20 protein-coding genes are annotated in these 19,558 nt (G+C 33.1%); 3 read left to right on the top strand and 17 right to left on the bottom strand.

Annotated features, from left to right (window positions below; translation table 11 throughout):
- Positions 1–16 precede the first annotated feature (16 nt).
- Entirely contained in the window at positions 17–619 is a 603-nt protein-coding gene (locus EAH81_RS20690; RefSeq protein WP_140510813.1) for a Zn-dependent protease, read from the top strand.
- Positions 620–1,250: 631 nt separating this feature from the next.
- Here the strand turns inward: EAH81_RS20690 and serB are convergent.
- The 7 genes from serB to EAH81_RS20655 form a co-directional block, all read right to left on the bottom strand.
- Positions 1,251–2,480 carry a phosphoserine phosphatase SerB gene (gene serB, locus EAH81_RS20685; protein ID WP_140510811.1) on the bottom strand — a complete coding sequence of 410 codons (1,230 nt, stop codon included), beginning with the start codon at positions 2,478–2,480 and terminating at the stop codon, positions 1,251–1,253.
- 242 nt (positions 2,481–2,722) lie between these two features.
- Entirely contained in the window at positions 2,723–3,166 is a 444-nt protein-coding gene (locus tag EAH81_RS20680) for a VOC family protein (RefSeq protein WP_140510809.1), read from the bottom strand.
- Positions 3,167–3,226: 60 nt separating this feature from the next.
- Positions 3,227–3,670: an SRPBCC domain-containing protein gene (locus EAH81_RS20675; RefSeq protein WP_140510807.1), complete on the bottom strand. Its 444-nt coding sequence runs from the start codon at positions 3,668–3,670 to the stop codon at positions 3,227–3,229.
- Position 3,671: 1 nt separating this feature from the next.
- Positions 3,672–4,079, bottom strand: a complete 408-nt coding sequence (locus EAH81_RS20670; RefSeq protein WP_140510805.1) for a VOC family protein — start codon at positions 4,077–4,079, stop codon at positions 3,672–3,674.
- A gap of 110 nt (positions 4,080–4,189) precedes the next feature.
- On the bottom strand, positions 4,190–4,594 hold the full coding sequence (locus tag EAH81_RS20665; RefSeq protein ID WP_140510803.1) for an SRPBCC family protein: 405 nt from the start codon (positions 4,592–4,594) through the stop codon (positions 4,190–4,192).
- A 44-nt stretch (positions 4,595–4,638) separates the two neighbouring features.
- The gene (locus tag EAH81_RS20660) at positions 4,639–5,046 is read right to left on the bottom strand and encodes an SRPBCC domain-containing protein (RefSeq protein WP_140510801.1); all 408 of its coding nucleotides are present in this window, start codon (positions 5,044–5,046) and stop codon (positions 4,639–4,641) included.
- Between the two features lie 17 nt (positions 5,047–5,063).
- Positions 5,064–5,474, bottom strand: coding sequence for a VOC family protein (locus tag EAH81_RS20655; protein ID WP_140510799.1), 411 nt, complete (start codon positions 5,472–5,474; stop codon positions 5,064–5,066).
- 142 nt (positions 5,475–5,616) lie between these two features.
- Here EAH81_RS20655 and EAH81_RS20650 point away from each other — a divergent pair, with 142 nt between their 5' ends.
- A complete protein-coding gene (locus EAH81_RS20650; protein ID WP_140510797.1) occupies positions 5,617–6,582 on the top strand; it encodes a GlxA family transcriptional regulator in 966 nt (321 codons plus the stop codon).
- A gap of 416 nt (positions 6,583–6,998) precedes the next feature.
- On the opposite strand, the gene EAH81_RS20645 is transcribed toward EAH81_RS20650, so the two are convergent.
- The 6 genes from EAH81_RS20645 to EAH81_RS20620 all read right to left on the bottom strand — a co-directional run bounded on the left by EAH81_RS20645 (position 6,999) and on the right by EAH81_RS20620 (position 12,920).
- On the bottom strand, positions 6,999–7,673 hold the full coding sequence (locus EAH81_RS20645) for a murein L,D-transpeptidase catalytic domain-containing protein (RefSeq protein ID WP_140510794.1): 675 nt from the start codon (positions 7,671–7,673) through the stop codon (positions 6,999–7,001).
- A 130-nt stretch (positions 7,674–7,803) separates the two neighbouring features.
- Positions 7,804–9,036, bottom strand: a complete 1,233-nt coding sequence (gene clpX, locus EAH81_RS20640) for an ATP-dependent Clp protease ATP-binding subunit ClpX (protein WP_140510792.1) — start codon at positions 9,034–9,036, stop codon at positions 7,804–7,806.
- A 175-nt stretch (positions 9,037–9,211) separates the two neighbouring features.
- Positions 9,212–9,886 carry an ATP-dependent Clp endopeptidase proteolytic subunit ClpP gene (gene clpP, locus EAH81_RS20635; protein ID WP_072961284.1) on the bottom strand — a complete coding sequence of 225 codons (675 nt, stop codon included), beginning with the start codon at positions 9,884–9,886 and terminating at the stop codon, positions 9,212–9,214.
- Positions 9,887–10,213: 327 nt separating this feature from the next.
- Positions 10,214–11,536 (bottom strand): trigger factor, encoded by a 1,323-nt coding sequence (locus EAH81_RS20630; RefSeq protein ID WP_140510790.1) that lies wholly within the window; start codon positions 11,534–11,536, stop codon positions 10,214–10,216.
- A gap of 118 nt (positions 11,537–11,654) precedes the next feature.
- Complete coding sequence (locus tag EAH81_RS20625; RefSeq protein ID WP_140510788.1) at positions 11,655–11,999, bottom strand: phage holin family protein; 345 nt, start codon at positions 11,997–11,999, stop codon at positions 11,655–11,657.
- Between the two features lie 156 nt (positions 12,000–12,155).
- A complete protein-coding gene (locus EAH81_RS20620; RefSeq protein WP_140510786.1) occupies positions 12,156–12,920 on the bottom strand; it encodes an alpha/beta fold hydrolase in 765 nt (254 codons plus the stop codon).
- A gap of 218 nt (positions 12,921–13,138) precedes the next feature.
- On the opposite strand from EAH81_RS20620, the gene EAH81_RS20615 reads away from it, so the two are divergent.
- A complete protein-coding gene (locus EAH81_RS20615; protein ID WP_140510784.1) occupies positions 13,139–14,497 on the top strand; it encodes a hypothetical protein in 1,359 nt (452 codons plus the stop codon).
- A gap of 51 nt (positions 14,498–14,548) precedes the next feature.
- Here EAH81_RS20615 and EAH81_RS20610 read toward each other — a convergent pair whose 3' ends face one another.
- The 4 genes from EAH81_RS20610 to EAH81_RS20595 all read right to left on the bottom strand — a co-directional run bounded on the left by EAH81_RS20610 (position 14,549) and on the right by EAH81_RS20595 (position 19,544).
- Positions 14,549–15,400, bottom strand: a complete 852-nt coding sequence (locus EAH81_RS20610) for a DUF4249 domain-containing protein (protein WP_140510779.1) — start codon at positions 15,398–15,400, stop codon at positions 14,549–14,551.
- A gap of 3 nt (positions 15,401–15,403) precedes the next feature.
- On the bottom strand, positions 15,404–17,683 hold the full coding sequence (locus EAH81_RS20605) for a TonB-dependent receptor plug domain-containing protein (RefSeq protein ID WP_140510777.1): 2,280 nt from the start codon (positions 17,681–17,683) through the stop codon (positions 15,404–15,406).
- A gap of 139 nt (positions 17,684–17,822) precedes the next feature.
- Positions 17,823–18,164: a hypothetical protein gene (locus EAH81_RS20600; protein WP_140510775.1), complete on the bottom strand. Its 342-nt coding sequence runs from the start codon at positions 18,162–18,164 to the stop codon at positions 17,823–17,825.
- 666 nt (positions 18,165–18,830) lie between these two features.
- Complete coding sequence (locus EAH81_RS20595; protein WP_140510772.1) at positions 18,831–19,544, bottom strand: pyridoxine 5'-phosphate synthase; 714 nt, start codon at positions 19,542–19,544, stop codon at positions 18,831–18,833.
- Positions 19,545–19,558: the final 14 nt, after the last annotated feature.

The following is a 19,558-nucleotide window of genomic DNA, read 5'->3' as shown; positions in this document are numbered from 1 at the left end:
AAGGAGATTATAAATAATGAAAAATTACATTCTGATTTTAATTCTTGTTTTAATTTCTTGTACAAATGAGAAGAAAGTTCAGCAAAAAATAATTGTAATTCAGCCTTTAGGAAATTTCAAAATTGAACAGGCAAAAAGTATTTTCAACAAAATAAAAACAATTAACCCAAATGTTGTTTTAAGAGAAAATATTCCCTTTCCGAAAAATTCTTATTATGAATCCCGAAATAGATACCGCGCAGACACCATTATCAAAACTATTAAAAATAATATTGGCAAAGATTCTGTAATTGTTGGATTATCAAATAATGATATTAGCGTAACCAAAGGAAAAGTCAAGGATTGGGGAGTTATGGGATTAGGTTATCATCCCGGAAAAGCATGTGTGGTTTCTGATTTTAGAATGAGTAAACAAAATAAAAGCCAACAATTTTACAAAGTCGTTCTACATGAATTAGGTCATACAGAAGGACTGCCTCATTGTCCTGTAAAATCTTGTTTAATGAGAGATGCCGAAGGGAAAAATCATCTCGATGAAGAAACTGCTTTTTGTATAAAATGCAAGACCTATTTAATTGCAAAAGGATGGAACTTAAAAAATAGTAATTCCGTTTTTTGAATTGCCACTATCTTTAGATAGTGGTTTACAGTAGATTTGTTTTTGGCTTTAGCCAAATTTTACATTACTAATTAATTCGGCTAAAGCCTAAACACAATTCAATCATTCAATCTTTTCAGCTAAAGCCCAATGTCATTAAGTTAAGCTTTTTTAGATAATTAAGACTGAAAAAAAAATCGCGAAAAGTCGCAAAGCCGCCAAGTTTACATACATTTTCTTTGCGACTCTGCGACTTTGCGAGATTTATTCGGCAATATTCCCTTAACTTAATGAAATTGAGCTAAAGCAGGAGGCAATTCACCCGCACCCAAATTATCCTGGATATTGATCTTTTCTGAATTTAAAACGATAATTCCACTAAATCACATGAGGGATAGAAGTGGAAATCCTTTTGTGTCCGCCGGGGCGGACACAAAAGATTGAAACGGATAGCTCGACCCGCTTTTTTCGGCGGACATGCCCAAAAAAAAACCTTAATTCATATTGTGAACTAAGGTTTTCTTGTTATTATTAAGTCGTATTTGTTCATTTCGACCGAAGGGAGAAATCACACTAGTAATGCCGCAAAGAATATCGTCAATCTTTGTCGAATCTCGCGTGTGATTTCTCCCTTCGGTCGAAAATATGAAAACTACATCATATCAATATATCGATCGTGATATCCTAATAAGTATAAAACTCCGTCTAATCCCAGACTTGAGATAGAAGTTGCGGCGTTTTCTTTTACTTTTGGTTTTGCGTGGAAAGCGATTCCAAGACCGGCTAGATTTAGCATTGGTAAATCATTTGCTCCGTCACCTACTGCAATAGTCTGGTTGATGTGAATTCCTTCTTTTTCGGCAATTGCTTTTAGGTATTCGGCTTTCTTTTGACCGTCTACTATTTCGCCTAAATATTTACCGGTTAATTTACCGTCTTTAATCTCTAATTGGTTGGCGTGAACGTAATCTATTCCTAATTCTTTTTGCAGATAATCTCCAAAATAAGTGAATCCTCCTGATAAAATGGCGGTTTTATATCCGTAATATTTCAAAGCTTTCATCAGACGATGTGCTCCTTTTGTAATTGGCAAATTAATAGCTACATTTTGCAAAACATCTTCGCTCAAACCTTCTAACAATGCCATACGTTGCTTGAAGCTTTCGTTGAAATCTATTTCGCCATTCATCGCAGATTCTGTAATTGCTCGTACTTGCTCTCCTACTCCATTTAGCTCTGCCAGTTCATCAATTACCTCGGTTTGAATTAAAGTGGAATCCATATCGAAGCAAACTAAACGTCTGTTTCTTCTGTAAATATTATCTTCCTGAAACGAAATATCGACATTTAAAGTTCTGGAAATTTCCATAAAACTTGCTGTCATGATAATTTTATTTACAATTTCGCCCGTCACTGACAATTGTATGCAAGAACGAGGATATTCTTCTTTCTCGACAATTGAAGTTCTTCCTGTTAATCGTATGATTGAATCAATATTCAGGTTTTGATCTGACATTATTTTTGTAACTGCTGCTAATTGTGACGCTGCCAATTTCTCACCTAAAATATTGATAATATAGCGTTGTTTTGATTGTGATTTTACCCACTTTTCATAATCCTCTATAGAAATCGGAATGAACTTTACTTTGATTTCCAGTTCATAAGCTTTGAACAATAGATCTTTTAAAACGGGTCCTGAACTAGAACCAGCTTCAATTTCGAACAAAATCCCAAGAGAAAGTGTGTCGTGAATATCGGCCTGACCAATATCTAAAATATTAGCATTGTAAGTCGCCAATACAGCCGTTAAACCTGCTGTCACCCCTATTTTATCGTGTCCTGAAACTTTTAATAAAATAATCTCTTTATCTTCTATTGCCATTTTTTCTTTGTTGATTTTAAGAAGCGACAAAAATCGGCAATCTATTGTTTATAAAAAAGGATATTGTTTGTTTTTTTTGTAAAGAAAAAGCACATATCAATGTGCTTTTTCAATTAATTTAACAATTATGTTCTCGTATTAGAATAACCTAACTTTATAAATAATTTTTCGCCACGAATTCACGAATTATAATTGTTTGATTCGTGAATTCATGGCGAAAAAGCAGTCACAAAAAAGATTTTTTAGCCAGGTTGATTCTCGTCAAAGTTTACCATCCAGCTTACGCCGAATTTATCTTTGAACATTCCGAAATAAGCGCCCCAAAAAGTTTTACCCATTGGCATGTAAACAGTTCCTCCGGCCGAAAGTCCGTTAAAAATTCTGTCACCTTCTCCTTCGCTTTCAACATTGATCGATACTGAAAAATTCCCACCAAAAACTACGTCACCGGATTGTTCGTTACTGTCACTTCCCATTAAAATGGTATCGCCAATTGGCAGTGAAACGTGCATTATTCTGTTTGCATCTTTATCTGATACTTCTGCACAACCTCCCGCTTCGTCTGCAGGCATGTCTTTAAATTTTCCGATGTACGGAAATTCTCCTCCAAAAACTGATTTGTAAAACAGAAATGCTTCTTCGCAATTTCCGTTAAAAATTAAATAAGGGTTTACTGATGTTGCCATGATATTTTGTTTTTTTGTTTGTTATAGTCAATCTATTCTCTTTCTTCTATTTTCTTTATTCTATTCCCCTGCCTCTGACAGTTCCTTTACTATTTCTAGTCCTTTTGGAAATACTTCTTTAAAATAATCGATATGTTTTTCGACCGCATCAACCTGAGCGACTAAATCTATAAATTCGTCATCGGGAGTTAATCGATAGGTTTCCATTGCTCCACTCCATTTTTTGGTTTCTTCATCGATGGGTAATTCTTTAAAGTCTTTAATTTCACCTAAATGCTTAAAAGCCATATATTCATTTGGAATTTTAGTTTCGATTATACTATACATTCCTTCTCCGTTAGGTGACATGAAATGTATTTTGTCGCCTTCATTCCAATCACTTATCGTGTGCGAACCTTCGCAAAAAGCGCTTGTCCATTTTTTGTAGGTTTCATCCTCCCACAAAACCGACCAGATTTTTTCAGCCGACGCTTTGATTCTGATTTGAAATTCTAAGGTTTCCATATTACGATAATTTACTAAAATCCATAAAAAGTACATTCCAACGATGACCGTCTAAATCGGCAAAACCGCATCCGTACATCCATCCTTGGCTTTCTGCGGGTGATGCAAAAACATTTCCGCCTGCTTCTGTAACTTTCTTTGCCAGTTCGTCAACTTCTCCAGCACTTTCTGCATCAATTGAAATCAGAACTTCTGAACTTAATTTTGTATCTGTAAGTTCATTTTGAGAAAAACCAGCAAATAGTGATTCTTCAAAAAGCATTACTACAAATTTTCCTTCGCCAACGATCATGCAAGTCGAACTTGGCGTATCGTGTTCTTCATTAAAAGAGAATCCTATTTTCGAAAAAAAAGCTTTTGATTTTGCCACCTCTTTTACAGGCAAATTCAGCCAAATTTGTTTTGTCATCTTTTTACTGTTTTTCGTTAAACATTTTTGCCACGAAGACACAAGGACACAAAGGTATTTTTCAAAACTCTGAACCTCTGTCGCTTTGCAGCTTTGAACCTAAGAATTAATTAATTCTGCTCAACATAATTTTTAAAATTATCTATAATTGCCTGCCAGCCTCCGCGCTGCATTTCTTCCGGATTTTGTGTTTCGGGATCAAAACTTTCGATTACTTCTATTCCGTTTGGGGTTTCATTGAAACTAATCTCAACTTTTCTTCCATCTCCCAAAACATATTCAATTGCTTTGTATTTTTCTACCAATGTATATTCTCCTCCAAAATCAAAACTCATGCTGCCGTCTTTTGCCGCCATTGTCGATTTGAATGTTCCGCCTTCTCTTAAATCATTTTCGGCATAAGGCGTATGCCAATCCGGTGAAGCAAAACTCCATTTTGTAATGTGTTCCGGCAATGTCCAAAATTCCCAAACTTTATCTTTTGATGCGTTAACTGTGGTTTTTACTGTTATCATTATATCTGCTATTTATTATTTACTACTTATTGTTACTTGATTTACTATTTAAAATTTTCAACATATTTTTTAAAGTTCTGAATAACTGCCTGACAAAATTGTTCTTGCATTTCCTCAGAAAGAGTAGCTTCAGGTTCAAATGCTTCGGTAAGTTTTGTTTTAGTATCTAAATTTTCAAAACGAACACTTGCTTTTCTATTGTCTAAAAGCCGATATTCTATCAATGAAAGTTTTTCTATTTTAGTATAAATTCCTTCAAAATCAAAACCTTCGTTTCCGTCTTTTGAAGCCATTGTAAATTTAAATTTACCTCCCACTTTCAAATCATTTTCTGCATATGGAGTATGCCAGTCTGCAAAAGGAATATTCCAATTCATAATATGTTCAGGCAATGTCCATAACTCCCAAATTTTTTCTATTGGTGCTTCGATTGTATTTTGAACCTTTATCATTTTATTTCTTTAAAGAATTACATTTTATCCGGAATTTGATCCTCGTTTATAACCGAGAATTCCCAATGATGTCCATCTAAATCAAAAAAAGAACGATAATACATCCAGCCATAATCTTTGGCTTCCAAATATTCAGCTGCTCCATTTTTTAGCGCATTTTCAATGATTTGATCTACTTTTTCGCGGCTTTCAACTTGTACCGAAAGAATTACTTCATTAGTTGTTTCTGCATTGCAAATTTCTTTATGCGTAAAAGTTTTATAAAACTCTTCAACTAACATCATTACACTAATATTTTTACCAATAATCAAACAAGTTCCTTTGTCATTTGTAAATTTTGGATTGAATGAAAAGCCCAGATTGGTAAAAAATGATATTGATCGATTTAAATCCTTTACAGGAAGATTTAAGAAAATTTTTGTTTCCATTTTTATATAAAATTACAAATTATTAAGACAAAGTTAGATTATTAACATTAAGCTTAAGCTACTTTAAAAGTCATCTTTAGGGTCATTTAAGACAAATTGTTTATTTTTGTAAGTCTGTTAATTTTTCCAAAAAACAAAAACCATGAGTAAGAAAATAGGTTTAATTGTTCCGCATTATTATAAATTACTGAGTATAGCTGCAATCTTAGAAGTCTTTGAAACGGCTAATAAACTGAGTAAAGAAACCGAAAAACCTTTCGATATTATGGTTTTTCAATCCGTCGAACAGATTGATCAGGAGCAAATATTTGGATATGATATAAATTCTATTGAAGATTCAAATGAATTTTTGGACTTGATTTTGATTCCGGCATTTACGACTGACAATATGAGCGAAATGATCGCGAAGAATAAGAATTTTATTCCGTGGTTAAAAAAACAACATAAATCCGGAGCCGAATTAGCCAGTTTTTGCACAGGTGCTTTTTTGTTTGCTGCTTCAGGTTTACTAAACGAAAAACTGGCAACAACTCACGTTGATGCTTGCAGTGCTTTCACAAAAGCTTTTCCCATGGTGAAACTAAAACCCGAAGAAACTTTAACAGCTGATGGAAGTTTATATACGAGTGGCGGTTCTACCTCAACATTTCATTTGCTGATTCTTTTAGTTCAGAAATATTGCGGAAACGAAATTGCGGTTCAAATAGCAAAAATCTTCTCCATTGATTTGAACAGATACAAACAGAGCTATTTCAGCACTTTTAGGCCGAATCATTTACACAATGATACTTTGGTTGCAATGCTGCAGCAAAAAATAGAAAGTCAATATCATAGCATTGAAAAACTGGAAGAAATAACAAAAGATATTCCAACGAGCGCAAGAAATATGACGCGAAGATTCAAGCAAGTTACAGGAATTCCGCCAATTGAATATTTACAAAATATAAGAGTCGAAAGTTCTAAGAAATATCTGGAACAAACACAGCTTTCGATTTCTGAAATTATCGAAAAAACAGGGTATAATGATCCTAAAGCATTTAGAAAGGTATTTTACAAAATGGTTGGAATGAAACCTATTGAATATCGGGAGAAATTTAGAGTGCAATAGAAAAAGTCCCGATTAAATTCCTACCGTCTGGACACAAGTACAAAACAAACACTAATTTCACAAATTAGCACAAATTTTAACTGGTTAATTCAGTTTGTGAAATTAATTTCACAAACTGAATTAGTGATAATTAGTGAAATTCGTGTTCAAAATTCATTTATAATATTTGTGTCTAAATGATAGGATTAAAATCGGGACTTTTTAATTTTATTTTTATCGTTTTTACTTTTTATATTTATTTCTTAAAAACTTAATTAGCAAATACAATACATATATAATGATTATTAAACCAATTATATTTATGATTTGCCAAAGAAGTATATGTCCCTGAGAATCCTCAATAGCTTCATTCATAACGCATAGTTTTAATAGTTATAACATAAAGATACGAAAACTGAATAAAATAAAAATTACAGCTAATTACTATCAGATTTAATAATCCACATCAGGACATTTTTATTTTGTTTTAAAATACCATCTATTTCTTTCATACTTTCATTGGAAACTGCTGGACATCCCCAACCTTCAGGAGTTCCTTCTGGATAAATTTCATTGCTTGAAATTGCTTCCCAGGAATGTAAAACTATGGCGCGATTCTGAGCATTTGAATTTGATTTCTCTTTTCCCTGCAATACATAATTCACTTTAATTCCCCATTGACTTACGCCACGATCTAAAATCACAAATTTACCAATAGAAGAACAATGTGAGTCAAAGTCATTACTTATTGGTGCATTCTCTTTTGACATCGTTGCATTCCATTTATTATCTCCGCAACCATGACTTACCATATATGATTTTAAAACTTTGTCTTTTTTAAGATCATAAACGAAAAACCTTTTCAAACCAGAATGAACGCCTAAATCAATCAGAAAAAACTGATCTTGATTTAGATTATTTTTTTTGCAATATTGTTGTGCTTCTTTGTAATATGTACTGTAATCAATGTCTCTGATTTCGTTGCGAGGTTTTTCTCCAGAAGTAATTTGTTTTGCTTTTTCGGCTTTAGAAACATTTGCTGCTAAAACATCTTTATTCTTATTACAGGATAAAAACAACACAAAACTTAGGGCGAATAACATTCTTTTCATAGTCACAATTTACATAAAATGGAAATAGAAATAATACTAAAAAAAGCATAAAAAAACCTGTTCAACTAAATGAACAGGTTTTAAGTAAACTTTGTCAAAGTTTTGAACTTTGACAAAGTAATATCAAGATTTAAGAAGCAATTTCTAATTTCTTCAATAAATTTTTATTTAAAGTATGTTTTGCGTAATCTTTATCGATTGACAAAACTTTATCGTCTGAACTTGGCAGTTCATACATCGCATCTGTTAAGATGGCTTCGCATAATGAGCGCAATCCACGTGCTCCTAATTTGTATTCTAGTGCTTTGTCAACAATAAAATCCAATGCTTCGTCTGAAATATTAAATTCAACATCATCCATTAAGAATAATTTTTGATATTGTTTGATTAACGCATTTTTAGGCTGTGTCAAAATTGCACGCAATGTTTCTCGGTCTAAAGGATTCATGTGTGTCAAAACCGGCAAACGACCAATTATCTCCGGAATCAAACCAAAATCTTTAATATCTTTTGGAATAATATACTGCAATAAATTGTCTTTGTCAATGTTATCTACATTTTTAGAAGTTGAATATCCAACTGCCTGACGGTTTAAACGTTTCGAAATAATACGTTCAATTCCATCAAAAGCTCCACCTGCAATAAACAGGATGTTTTGAGTATTTACCTCAACAAATTTCTGGTCGGGATGTTTACGTCCTCCTTTTGGCGGCACGTTTACAACTGTTCCTTCTAGTAGTTTCAATAAAGCTTGTTGCACGCCTTCACCAGAAACGTCACGAGTTATTGATGGATTATCGCTCTTACGGGCAATTTTGTCAATTTCATCAATAAAAACGATTCCTCTTTCGGCTTTGGTTACATCATAATCTGCAGCTTGCAGTAAACGTGTCAAAATACTTTCGACATCTTCACCAACATAACCTGCTTCTGTAAGTACGGTAGCATCAACAATTGCCAAAGGAACGTCTAACATTTTTGCAATTGTTTTTGCTACTAATGTTTTTCCGGTTCCGGTTTGACCAACCATAATGATGTTACTTTTTTCAATCTCTACTTCGTCGTCTAATTGCTGTTGCATTAAACGTTTGTAGTGATTGTAAACTGCAACAGACATTACTTTTTTTGTCTGATCCTGACCAATTACGTATTGATCTAAGAAAGCTCTTATCTCTTTTGGTTTCTTTAAAATTAAGTCCCCAACAAGTTTCGCGCTTCCGCTTGATTTTAATTCTTCTAATACAATTCCGTGTGCTTGTTCAATACACTTATCACAGATATGTGCATTAATACCAGCAATTAATAAATTGGTTTCTGGCTTTTTTCTTCCACAAAACGAACATTCTAATACTACTTTAGCCATTCTTCTTTAGTTACTAAGCTGCAAAGTTAGTAAGTTTCTGAGATTTATCACTAAAACCTCAAAAACTTAGCAACCTATTAACTTATATTTTTTTTATCATTTCTTTAAATTTCAAAATCGCAAGTTAAAAAACCTCAGAACCTTAGTCCCTTTGCAACTTTGAACCTTAAAAAAATTAGCTTCTTCTTAATACTTCATCAATCATTCCGTATTCTTTAGCTTCGTCTGCTTTCATCCAGTAATCACGCTCACTGTCTTTGTGCACTTTGTCAAAAGTTTGTCCTGAATGCTGAGAGATGATGTTGTATAATTCATCTTTCAGTTTCAACATTTCGCGTAAGTTGATTTCCATATCTGTTGCAACACCTTGTGCTCCTCCTGATGGCTGGTGAATCATTACTCTTGAATGTGGCAAAGCCGAACGTTTTCCTGCTGCTCCTGCACATAATAAAACTGCTCCCATTGAAGCTGCCATACCGGTACAAATTGTCGCTACGTCTGGTTTGATATATTGCATGGTATCGTAAATTCCTAATCCTGCGTAAACGCTTCCTCCAGGAGAATTTAGATAAATTTGAATATCTTTTGATGCATCAGCACTTTCTAAAAATAATAACTGTGCCTGAACGATATTTGCGATTTGATCGTCGATACCTGTTCCTAAAAAGATAATTCTGTCCATCATTAATCTTGAAAAAACGTCTAATTGAGAAATATTCAACTGACGTTCTTCAATAATGTATGGAGTCATGTTTGTTGGATTCATTGCAGCTACGATTTTGTCGTAGTACATTGCGTTTACTCCTTGGTGCTTTGTAGCAAATTTTTTGAATTCTTTACCGTAGTTCATATTTTTAGTTTAAAAGTTTGAAAATCTAAGTCTGAAAGTGACTTAAACGAATAAAACAAAGTTCATACCTTTTTATAAAGAATGCCAATTTGTCTTATTTCTAGCCCAGATAGCAGTGAAAAGCTTTTTGAATTCCTTTTTTTAGTTTTTTTATTCTTGGAAAGCGACTGGAAGAAGCTCTTGCAAGAATTTAAAAAACTTAAACGGAAGAAAAAACTTGTAACGAATAGCTGGATTAGCTTCTGAAAAGTAATCAAAAATAAATTAAAACAAAAGAGCGTCAGGAAAAAACTTCCTGACGCTCCAATATACTTATTGTTTTAGAAATTATTCTCCGTATGAAGCAGCAATAAATTCTTCGTAAGTTACTTCTTTAGTTGTTGGATTTGCTTTTTCTTTAAACACTTCTAACAATTTCTCAGCAACTACTTGCTCAGAAAGTTTTTTTACTTCGTCCTGGTTAGATAAAACTCTAGCCACAATTCCCTGAACTTCTTCGTCAGTTGGATTTGTTTGACCAAATTGTGCCATTTGTTGTCTGATCGCTTTTGTTGTAAAAGATTTCAAATCTTCAAATGTAATTTGGATATTGCTTTGAGCCATTGCTTTTCCTTCGATTAATTGAAAACGTAATCCTCTTTCAGATCTTGCGTATTCAACTTCAGCTTCTTCTGCAGAAAGTTTTTTCTCTCCAACAGTTTGCAACCATTTTTTAAGGAATTCAGAAGGTAAATCAAATTTTGTGCTTTCGATCAAGAAATCCTGAACGTCTAACAATAATTTTTGATCTGCTTGTTGTGCGAATTGAGCTTCTGCATCTTCTTTAATTTTAGATTTCAAATCTTCTAAAGAAGCTACTTTTCCTTCACCAAAAAGTTTATCAAATAAATCCTGGTTTAATTCTGCCAATTCAGCTCCGTTGATTGCTTCGATAGTAAAGTTTACTTCGACATCTAAACCGTGAACGTCATCATGACCTACTTGAAGGTAATCCATTAATTGGTGATCGTCTTCGAATAAACCTTTTGTGCTTACTGTAACAACATCTCCAACTTTTTTACCGATGAATTTATCACCTGCAGCTTTGTTGAAAGTAGATACAGAAATTGTAGTTGTATTGTTGATCGCTTTTTCTTCGTTTGAGAAAGTTCCTGTCAAATCAGAATCTGCAGACACAACTTCTTGTGGAATTGCTTTTCCAAATTGTTTTTGGATACGTTCTACTTGTCCGTCGATTAATTTATCATCAGCAGTAACGATATATTTTACGATATTATTTTTTGCTTCTAAATCAATTTCGAAGTTTGGAACTAAACCAATTTCGTATTCGAAAGTTAGTTCTTCAGCATCCCAATCAAAATTTTCGTTTTCTTTAGCAAGTGGAGTTCCTAAAAGATTTAATCTTTCAGATTGAACGAAACGCTCTAAAGCCAAATCAACAACTTTTTGAACTTCTTCTTGCTTAATTGATTTTCCGTATTGTTTTTCAACAAGATCTTTTGGTACCTGACCTTTTCTAAAACCTTTAACGGTTGCCAATGGCATTTTTTCGTTTATTCTTTTTGCCACCTGACCTTTATAATCCATGTGAACAACTGTCATTACGATCGTTTCATTCACAGCATCTATTGCTACTCTTTTGATATCCATCTTCTTCTTTAATTTACATAATAAAATTGGGTTGCAAAATTATAAAATTTTTGCAACCCAACCAAGTTTTTAATCTATTGTATTTGAAGACGTTTTAATCCTCCTTTATTTTTTAGATTTATTTATCGTCTCCTAGTATTTTGTATGTAATAGACTGAAGGATAGACAATATGATACTAAAGAACAATGCGGTCCAGAATGTATCTACTGCAAAACCTCTAACTATATTGGTACACAACAAAATTATTATTGCATTAATTACCAATAAAAACAATCCTAATGTAATAACGGTTACCGGTAAAGTCAGGATTACTAATATTGGTTTTATGAAAAGATTTAGTAATCCTAAAACCACTGCAACGATTACGGCTGTAGCAAAACTGGCAACGTGAACACCTGGCAAAAAGTTAGCAATTAACAAAACCAAAGCTGCGGTTACAAGAAGTCTGAGTAAGAAGTTCATATTTTTAATTTAAAGTTTTAATAAAAGTACTAAATTTTATACTGTATTAAAAGTGTTTTTTATTTCACGCAGATATAGCAGATTTATTTTAAAGTTGTAAAAAAGATATGCGAGAATCAGCTTAAATCTTTTTTGATCTGCGTGACATCATTAAAACTACTCTTTTAAAAATTCAGTTGTCAATTCAAAAAACATTTTAGGATTTTCGGCATGAAGCCAATGTCCTGCATTCGGAATGGTTTCGAAACGAACATCTGGAAAATGCTTACGGATGTTGTCAAATTCTGCATCTAATATATATCCTGATTCTCCGCCTCTAATAAATAAAGTTGGCTTATTGAAAACTAAATCATCTGCCAAAGCTTTACCAATAGCATCAAGATTATTATTGAAAACTTCCAGATTAAATCTAAAAGCCAATTGTCCCGGTTCTTTCCAATATAGGTTTTTCAACAAAAACTGGCGTGTTCCAAAATCAGGGACATATTGTGCAACAATTGCTTCGACATCGTTTCGGCTTGGTTTTACGGAGAAATCAACTGCGTTTAAACCTGCCAAAATATCCTGATGATGTTGTTTGTAGGCTTTTGGACCAATATCTGCCACAATCAATTTGTCTACAATTTCAGGATGTGTGGTTGCAAAAAGCATTGCTACTTTTCCGCCCATCGAATGTCCCAGAATATCTATTTTATTTAATTGATTGGCCTGACAATATTCAAACACGTCTTGTACCATGGCTTCATAACTCCATTCGTCTGAATGAAAACTGCGGCCGTGATTGCGTAAATCTAAAATATGTACCTGAAATCCGGCATCAACATATTGTCCGGCAAGTGTTTTCCAGTTATCAGACATACCCAGAAATCCGTGCATGATGATAAATGGTTTTCCTTCGCCTTCTATTTTTGAGTATAACATTTGAGCTTTGATTTTTGAAAATATAATGCAAAGGTAAAAAACAAATCTGTCAATCTATAAAGAACAAACTCTATGGGTTTCTTTTTAATCTTATTTTTTATACAAAAAACTTACTCCTTTACGGTTTCCCGTATGCATATTAAAATTTAGCAAAGTATCTTGCACGCTTAAAAATCAAATCAAAAACTTGATTTAATCCATTAATTAAATACCATACCATGATTAAAAAATTCCTTTTATTATCATTAGTTGTTTCTCAACTGACAATCTCATGTTCTAGTGACGACAGTTCAAAAGACGAACCAACTGCAGAACAAACATTAGCAGAACAAATTGCAAATATTGTTAAGCAGCCTTATTCTAAATTAGCTCCTGCAGATCAAAAAATTAAATTAGAAACTGAAGCTAATGATATCCTGGTTCAATTGGACAAATCAAAAAGTTCTGGTGCTATTGAGGCAATTCAAAACTTAGGACGTTTATTTAGCCTTAAGCACATCGATCTTTTTGATGGAAAAAGTGATAATGGTGTAGAAGAAGTTTTAAACATTTCTGGCGTTTACGGTATATACACTTGGGATAATACTAACAAAACCTGGATAAAAACAGCTTCAACAACTGAATTAAAATTTGTTTTTCCTGCAAAAGCATCTCAAACTGCTAACAACGCCATTTTATCGTCTAAAAGTACTTCTTCTGACATAAAATTCTCTAATATAGATACCTATGGAGATTGGAATTACAATAGCGAAACTCAAAAATGGGAATACGCTCCTTCTGTAATTGATTGGTTTTATTTACCTACTTCTGTAGATGCTGTATTAACAATTGATGGTAACTCATCTGCTACTTTAGCTTCAACTGCAAAATATTCGTCTAAAAACAAATCTCCTGAAGAGTATGCTTATAAAGTAACTTTGAATGATGGTTATACTTGGGAAATGAGTGGTAAAAAAGCGGCTGAATCTACTTCAAAAGCGTCTTTTACTTATAATGGTAAAAATCTAATCGAATTTAATGTAGGAAGTACTGCTGATATTGACAATTTAATTACTACACCAGAACTTAATCAATACAAAGGTAAAGCTAATGGTTTGGTTAAAATCATGGACAACTTTGTTATTGTAAGTGAAGCTGACATGGTTAATTTAGGAATTGACAGTGAAAATGTAGAAAAAAGTTTAGTTGACGTTGATTATAACAACAAAGACTTCTACACTATTGAAAACAGCAATAATTTAAAATATTCTCAAGGTACTGCTGCTAGTTACAATAAAAACATAAAAGCAATTTTAGCGTCTAAAAAAGATGGCACTAAAATAGCTGATGTTGTTGTACACTCAGAAGCAGATGGAAGTTATCCTGCTCTTCAAAAATGGGTTGTTGATGCTACTTACTCTGATGGTGGTTACTGGACTTATGATGAGAATTCAACAATCGAAATGAAATATTACACTGAAGTATATTATTTAAAATTCAATGACAATACGGAAGTTGCAATGAGTGTATATTTTTCAAAAGGTTTTGAAAATCTAAACACAAAATTCAAGGACTTTTATACTTCTTTCAAGAAATAAGAATCTTTTAGAAAACAACTTAAAGCCGATTTGAAATCATTCAAATCGGCTTTATTTTTTTGGAGGTGTTTTTACCACTAAAGTACTTTGTCCATATCCCGCCCAAATACCAATTCCGCCTTTTATATTGGATTTTAAACTTGCATTTGCCGGATATATTGGATTTTTACTGTTTACAATTTCGTTTTGCCAACTGTTCCAGAAATCTAAGGCCTCTTTGTTTTGAGTTCTTAATTTTACATAGATCAAATCTCCATCGGCAAAATAAGGCGTAAACTTTGTTTTAGGAAAAAGCAAAATTCCTCTGGTTACTTGTTGCGAAACTTGAGCTATGCTAAAATTTTTATCATCTAAATTGCCATAAAACGAAGGAACAAAAACAGGCTCTTCACCATCAATTTTCGTCGCAATCTGATAGTAATTTTTTTCGTTTACAGGATCCTCAAATTTTACAAAGACATACCCTGTTGTATCGGTGACATTCTTCTTTATATATTCCGCACTTTTAAGAACTACTGATTTTGGAATTGTTGTTACAGCTTCTATTACCCTATTTAAATATTCAATTTTAAGCGAATATTCTTTCCCTGCTTCTCCTTTTAAGGTTGACCCAAAATAGACAAATGGCGGCACTCTGTTCTTGTCATTTTTAACTCTTAAAACTTCGGAGGTTTGCCCGTCAGAAATCGTGATTTTTGCCGATCTGATGACATGATTCAAAACATTTGTAGAATCAATAACATCTGTAACCGGAATACTGCTCGAAAGCAAAACCTGCGCATAATCACCTTCTTCTATCCAACCTTCAACTACAACTTTAGATTCAATACTTTGCTCGCTAAAGTCCTCTTTTGAACAACTTGTCAAAATTATAGCAAAAAGAAATAGTATATATTTTTTCATCTTTTAAAATTTAAATCTCCAGCTTATCGAAGGCAATATTCGATACAAAACCTTCTCTTCTTGTTTTACAACTACACTGTTTTTGTCTTTGTTTACCTGAACATCCAGCACGACATAAATTGGATTATCAATATTGAATGTATTGTAAATAGAAAAATTCAAAGCGCTTTCTTTTTTATTCGTTTTCACGAAAAAGTAATTTACCGAAAGATCTGTTCTGATATAATTTGGCATCTGCGCATTGTTATATCCTGAATATTCCTTGACTGGATTATTATTAATAAAATACCAGGAAGTTGGCATTGTAAATCGGTTTCCGGAACTGAATATCTGTGTAACGCCAAAATTCCACTTTGAATTTAAATCATACATTCCCACTAACGAAAGGTTATGACGACGATCGTATTTTGCAAAATAAGTATTTCCATTATTCAGTTCATCAAAATTTCTATCAGACCAGCTTAGCGTATAACTCAACCAGCCGGTAAATTTTCCGTTACTTTTTTTCAACATCATTTCAAGTCCGTAAGCTTTTCCTTTTCCAACCAATAAATCATTCTTTAATGTTGTAGTTTCGTTAAACTGCGTAATTCCATACGGATATTCAAGTAAATCTTTCATCGAACGGTAAAATCCTCCTAAAGAAGAACTAAAGTTTCTCGAAATAGTCTGATTTGAACCAACAGAAAACTCATCCGATGATTGTGGTTTTATTCCGTCGGAACTGGCGATCCAAAAATCAGTCGGAATTCCAACGCTCGAAGTCGTTATTAAACTTAAATACTGATATTGTTTATTATAAGAAGCATAAAAAGAATACTTGTCATTTGGATAATAATTCAATATCACACGTGGCTGAAAATGCAAATAAGAATCCTTAGATCCCGAAGTATAATAGTTGATTCGAAGTCCTAATTCAGCCATTAGATTCTCAAATATCTTTGGTTTAGCCGTAGTAAAAACAGCAGCTTCATTGGCATTAATTATACTATTTTGTGATGTATTATTATTAGAAGTCAGATTTTCGACATTGACTTTTTGCGGCTGTAAATCATGATAGACATATTGTAAACCTGATTCAAAAGGAATATTTTTGACGGAATAACGTACCGAATTTGTAAAGCCAAAATCTTTTACATAAGAAGAAACTCCAAACTGAATTGTCGCCTGTTCCATCTCTAAATTATTCGAATATTGCGTAAAATAAACCGAATTTGACATGCTTACTTTAGGCGAAAATGTGGTGATTAAAGTTGGCGAAACTGTAAAATTACTCCATTTTAAATTGGTTCTTAAAGCCAGATTCTCATCTTTAATTTTCAATTCGTCTCCGCTAATAAAAGCATCAATAGAAAAAAGATTATTCTTTGAAATCTGAGACACAAAAGTAATATTTCCATCTGAAAAGCCGTATTTCATATCCTGAACATCATCGTTCTTAGAACCTGAACTCAATAATGGCGAAACAATTTCGTCAATATAAGTTTTTCTGCCTGAGATATAAAAACCGGAATTTTTTGTTACCGGAATCGCCAGACTTAATTGTGAGGCTAAAATTCCAACATTTCCTTGTATTCCAAATTCAGAAGGTATATTTTTATTAGGAAGCAAAAGTGTTGTAGAACTCAAACGTCCGCCATATTTCGCATTAGAACTGGATTTATCAAATTCTACTTCCTTAATATGATCTGTGTTATAAAAAGGAAAAATACCCAATAAATGCGACATTCCATATATAGGTGTTCCGTTGTATAAAATCGCGTTGTGTCCCGGATCTCCACCTCTTACATATAAATATCCGTTTGCATCGCCGGAATTCTGAACTCCGGGCGTTAACTGCAAAAGTTTTATAATATCTGTAGTTCCTAAAACGGTTGGAACACCGGATAACTCTTTTAAATTGAAGGATAATTTACCGCCTGATAAAGTGGTGATTCCACTTTTTTTATCATTTGCTATTATTACTTCTTTCAAAAGCGAAATATCTTTTTCTAATACAATCGAAATTATCGTGTCTTTTGTAAAATTAAAATTGATCGTTTTTTTTAAATAACCCAATTGGTCAACGGCAATTTCGACTTTCCCTAACGGAATATTTTGTAAAAAGTTCCCAATAGAATCCGTAATTGTATAGTAGGGTTGCTTATTTGCATCGAAAGAAATACTTGCGCCAACAAGGTTTTCGTTTTCGGAAGATTTTATGTTTCCTGCAATATTGCCTTTAGATTGCGCAAATACATTGGAGAAACAGAATAAAAAGAAGAGAATTATAGTTTTTGGCACGTGGTTTTAATAAGAAAAGTGCGAAAATAATCAATTATAAATCAATTCTTAGTGTAAGTAAATATTTTATTTTTTCTTTAAAATTCATGTTCCAAAAAAGTTTATTTTTTCATAAATGACACAAAAAAAATTCAATCATTTATTCATTAAGAATTTGAGAATTTGCAGCAAGCATCTGATTAATTTCATCTAGTATCTCCAATTCATCAGTAGGAAACATTTCCAACACCATTTCTAAAACAAGTGCCACATCAATAGGTGAAGTTTTAATAGTATCCGAAGTTTTATGCGCCTCGTGATCCAAAGCAACAATACATAATTTGAGGGTTTCGGTAATAACACAGCCAAGCTCCGAGTAACTTGACATTTTAATTTGAGTCGTATAAGTACCTGTTTTATTCGTAGAAGGTTTTAAGGTGTTGAAATATAACGCAGTTAATTTTCTAAGATTTTCGATTGTTTTGGTTTCATTTATTTCCATTTATAGTATTTTTTTATTTGCATTTTATTACAGATGTACAGTGTTGTCTTAATTCTTAAATCATTATTTCTAATATTTTTTTTTCAGAATTTAGCTACTTATTTTAATTCTAGCAAAGGTGTAATTTTTATTTATTATTTCCGACATACTATAGTATGTTATAACAATAAGAGGAATTTAACTCCCAAATCTTGTCATTTCGACCGGAGGGAGAAATCACACCAGAAACTCCGCATAGAAAGTTCAATCTTTGTCGAATATTAGATGAGATTGCTTCGTTCCTCGCAAGGACAAACAGCACGAAACCCAACAGGTTTTAAAAACCTGTCGGGTTTGCTTCTCGGAATTTTACAAAAATGTTCCGTAGGAACAAAACATATTGTAGGGATGGATTTCAATCCGTCCTTCGCATCATAACCACAATCTTATCATTTCGACCGAAGGGAGAAATCACATAACGGCGGTAACGTCCTGAAAAAAATTAGAATGTGATTAAGATTCGTTGCTCTCTGGATGTGATTTCTCCCTCCGGTCGAAATGACAAATTGTGACAAAAAAGCAATCGTCCCTAGATCTAACAGGTTTTTAAAATCTGTTAGATCTAGGGACGATTGCAACGAATAGCCCGCCCACTTTAATATGGGTCATGCCTTATATATTTTTATTTTATTTCAATTTATTCAAATACATATTCACCACATTATCCAATCCCAGATAAAGCGCTTCTGAAATTAAAGCATGTCCAATAGAAACTTCTAATAAACCCGGTATATTTTGATTGAAAAACTGAACATTATCTAAACTCAAATCGTGTCCGGCATTAATTCCTAAACCTAATTCGTTGGCTAATTTTGCAGCTTCGACATAAGGATCGATTCCGTTTTTATTACCTAAACTATATTGATGTGCAAAAGCTTCGGTATATAATTCGATTCTGTCCGTTCCTATTTTTTTGGCTCCTTCGATAATTTCCAGAACCGGATCAACAAAAATCGAAGTTCTGATTCCGTTACGCTGAAATTCCTGAACAACTTCGATTAAGTATGCTTCATTTTTTTTAGTATCCCAACCCGCAGAAGATGTAATCGCTCCAATTGCGTCCGGAACCAAAGTTACCTGCGTAGGTTTGCATTCTAATACTAAATCGATAAAATTATGTTGGGGATTTCCTTCAATATTATATTCGGTATGTACGATTGCTTTTAAATCACGTGCATCCTGATAACGAATGTGACGCTCGTCCGGACGTGGGTGAATGGTGATTCCCTGAGCTCCGAAATTCTGAAGATCTGTGGCAACTTTCAATAAATCAGGAACATTTCCGCCACGCGCATTTCTTAAGGTTGCAATTTTATTGATATTTACACTTAACTTTGTCATATAAATAGATAATT

Origin of the sequence: Flavobacterium pectinovorum, assembly GCF_006438875.1 — a bacterium.
In the GTDB taxonomy this organism is placed as follows: Bacteria; Bacteroidota; Bacteroidia; order Flavobacteriales; family Flavobacteriaceae; genus Flavobacterium; species Flavobacterium pectinovorum_A.
The sequence above is the reverse complement of the archived record's forward strand: the minus strand, read 5'-3'. Positions and strand labels throughout refer to the sequence as shown.